Raw genomic sequence first — 2,906 nt, 5'->3', positions numbered from 1 at the left:
GGGCGCGCCGGGGGGGGGGGGGGCGGGCGCGGCGGGGGGCGGCGGGGGGGGGGCGGGGGGGGGGGGGGGGCGCCGGGGCGGGGGGCTGCGGCGCCGCCGCGCGATGCGCGGTCAGCACCACCGTCGCCGAGATCACGCCCTTCACCCCGGCGACGGCGCGCTCGGCGGCGGCGCGGAGCGGTTCCGAGTCGCGCGCCCGCTCGCGCGGCACCTGCAGGGCGAGCTGGACCATCCCGTCCCGGACGGTGAGGCCTTCGACCATCCCGGCCTCGACCACGTCGCGCCCGCTCGCCGGGTCGCGGACAGCCCGCAGCGCCGACCGGATCGCGCCCTCCAGCGTTTCGCCCATCGCTTGAAAATCCCTTCGAAAGCCTCGATATCCGCGCCGTTGCGGCACCCGGCCGGCCGGATGAAGGCTCGGCCGGGCCGACGCGCGGCGCGGCGGCCGGGTTTCGGGCAGCGCCCTGTCGCGCCGGTCCATGCGGGCCCATATGGACCGGCAGCGCGAAGGCTGCACCCCTCCCTGTGCGGCGGGGCGGCAACGCGGCAAGAACCGCCGGACGAGACGGAGGCCGGGTAGACCCATGGCGTGGAACAACAGCGGCGGACCCAGCCCGTGGGGCAATCCCCGGCCGGGCGGTCCTTGGGGCGCGCCGCAGCCGCCCTCCGGGGGCGGAGGCGGTGGCCGTGGGCCAGGGCCTGACCTGGATGACGTGATCCGCCAGGCACAGGACGCCGTGCGGCGCTGGCTGCCGCGCGGCGCCGGCGGCAAGGGTTTCGCGCTGATCGGCCTGGTGCTGGTGGCGCTCTGGGCCGCGTCCGGCTTCTACCGCGTGGACCCGGACGAGCAGGGCGTGGTGCTGCGCTTCGGCGCCTTCGACCGCACCGCCCCGCCCGGCCTGAACTACCACATCCCCTGGCCGGTCGAGAGCGTGACCACGCCCCGCGTCACCCGCATCAACCGCGTGGACATCGGCTTCCGCGGACCGATCGAGGGCACGACCGCGTCGGGCCGGCCCGTTTCCTCCCGCGACGTGCTGGAGGAGAGCATGATGCTGACCGGCGACGAGAACATCATCGACATCGACTTCGCCGTGTTCTGGCGCATCCGCGATGTCGAGCAGTTCCTGTTCAACACCCGCAACCCCGAGGCCACGGTGAAGTCCGCCGCCGAGAGCGTCATGCGCGAGGTGATCGGCCGCACGCCGATCCAGCCCGCCCTGACCGAGGCGCGCGCCCAGATCGAGCAGGAGGTGCGCAGCGGCACCCAGGCGATCATGGAACAGTATGGCGCCGGCATCGAGATCGCGCAGGTGCAGCTGCAGAAGGTGGACCCGCCCGCCCAGGTGGTGGACGCGTTCCGCGACGTGCAGCGCGCCAACGCCGACCGCGAGCGCCTGCGCAACGAGGCCGAGAGCTACCGCAACGACATCATCCCCCGTGCCCGCGGCGAGGCCGAGCGCCTGGTGCAGGAAGCCGAGGGCGTGCGCGAGAGCCAGATCGCCCGCGCCCGAGGCGAGGCGCAGCGCTTCGTCAGCGTGCTCACGGCCTACCAGCAGGCACAGGACGTGACGGTGCGGCGCATGTATATCGAGACGATGGAGGAGATCCTCCGCCGCAACCCGACGGTGCTGGTGGACACCGGGCTGCAGGGCGTGGTGCCCTTCCTGAACCTCAACGACCCGGCGCGCAGCCCAGCCGTGGCGGCGCCCCAGCTGGTGCGCCCGCAGCAGTCGCCGGCCTCCGCCGGTTCGTTCCAGCCTTCGACCTCGCCGCCACTGCAGGGCCGCCAGCCGGGAGTGCCCCGATGAACCGCCTTCTCATCGCCGGGATCGCGGCCGTCGTCGCGCTGGTCGTCGCCGCCTCGACACTGTTCACGGTGCATCAGACCCAGCAGGTGCTGATCACCCAGTTCGGCCAGCCGATCCGCGTCATCAACGAGCCGGGGCTGCACGCGAAGATTCCGTTCGTGCAGTCGGTCATCGCCTTCGATCGCCGCCTGCTCGACTTCGAGGCGCCGGGCGAGGAAGTGATCCTCGGCGACCAGCGCCGGCTCATCGTGGACAGCTTCACCCGCTACCGCATCACCGACCCGCTGCTGTTCTTCCAGACCGTCGGCGCGACGGAAGCCGGCATCCGCGCGCGGCTGAATTCGATCGTCACCTCCTCGCTGCGCCGCGTGCTGGGCAACGAGCCGCTGCTGTCGGTGCTCTCGACCGACCGCGTCCGGATCATGGACACCATCCAGCGCCAGGTGAACGAGGAGGCGCGGCGCTTCGGCATCCAGGTGACGGATGTGCGGATCCGCCGCACCGACCTGCCGGAGGAGAACACCCAGGCGATCCTCAATCGGATGCAGTCCGAGCGCGAGCGCGTGGCGCGCGAGGCACGCGCCGAGGGTGCCGAGGTCGCCGCCCGCGTCCGCGCCAGCGCCGACCGCGAGCGCACCGTTCTGCTGGCGGAGGCGACCGCGCAATCCGACATCCTGCGCGGCCAGGGCGAGCAGGAGGCGATCCGCATCTTCGCCGACGCCTTCCAGCGCGATCCGCAGTTCTTCCAGTTCTGGCGGAGCATGCAGGCCTATCGGGACGCCTTCGGCGAAGGCGATACGCGCCTGCTGCTGTCGCCGGACGGGGAGTTCTTCCGCTACTTCCGCCAGGGCATGTCGGGGGCGCCCCTGCCGGCCGCGCCCGCGGCGCCGCCCACCGCGGCCGCGGGCGCGCCGGCCTCGCCTGCCGCCGGCGCGGCCTCGAACTGATCCGGCGCGCCGGGCGTGCGGTTCGAGCAGGTCCTTGCCGGGCTGGGCGTCGTCCTGGCCGTCGAGGGCCTGCTCTATGCCGTGGCGCCGGGCGCGATGCGCCGTCTCGTCGCCGCGCTCGCCGCGCAGCCGGAGGCGCGGCTGCGCG

4 protein-coding genes are annotated in these 2,906 nt (G+C 73.7%); 3 read left to right on the top strand and 1 reads right to left on the bottom strand.

Annotated features, from left to right (window positions below; translation table 11 throughout):
- Window positions 1-349 (bottom strand): iron-sulfur cluster assembly protein (locus AC1MIR_RS16335; protein ID WP_480029242.1); only part of this gene is annotated, 349 nt, incomplete at its 3' end.
- Between the two features lie 364 nt (window positions 350-713).
- Between AC1MIR_RS16335 and hflK the strand changes: the two genes are divergently transcribed.
- The 3 genes from hflK to AC1MIR_RS16320 all read left to right on the top strand — a co-directional run.
- A complete protein-coding gene (gene hflK, locus AC1MIR_RS16330; RefSeq protein ID WP_480029241.1) occupies window positions 714-1,811 on the top strand; it encodes an FtsH protease activity modulator HflK in 1,098 nt (365 codons plus the stop codon).
- The gene (hflC, locus tag AC1MIR_RS16325; RefSeq protein WP_480029240.1) at window positions 1,808-2,758 is read left to right on the top strand and encodes a protease modulator HflC; all 951 of its coding nucleotides are present in this window, start codon (window positions 1,808-1,810) and stop codon (window positions 2,756-2,758) included. The genes hflK and hflC overlap by 4 nt, the downstream gene beginning before the upstream one ends.
- 15 nt (window positions 2,759-2,773) lie before the next feature.
- A partial coding sequence (locus tag AC1MIR_RS16320; RefSeq protein WP_480029558.1) for a DUF2065 family protein occupies window positions 2,774-2,906 on the top strand: 133 nt, incomplete at its 3' end.

The organism is Falsiroseomonas sp. RANM36 (assembly GCF_056682175.1).
This window is presented reverse-complemented; position numbering and strand designations above follow the sequence as displayed.

Coding starts and splice junctions, on each gene's coding strand:
- hflC (WP_480029240.1), top strand. CDS start 1,808: ATGAACCGCCTTCTCATCGCCGGGATCGCGGCCGTCGTCGCGCTGGTC.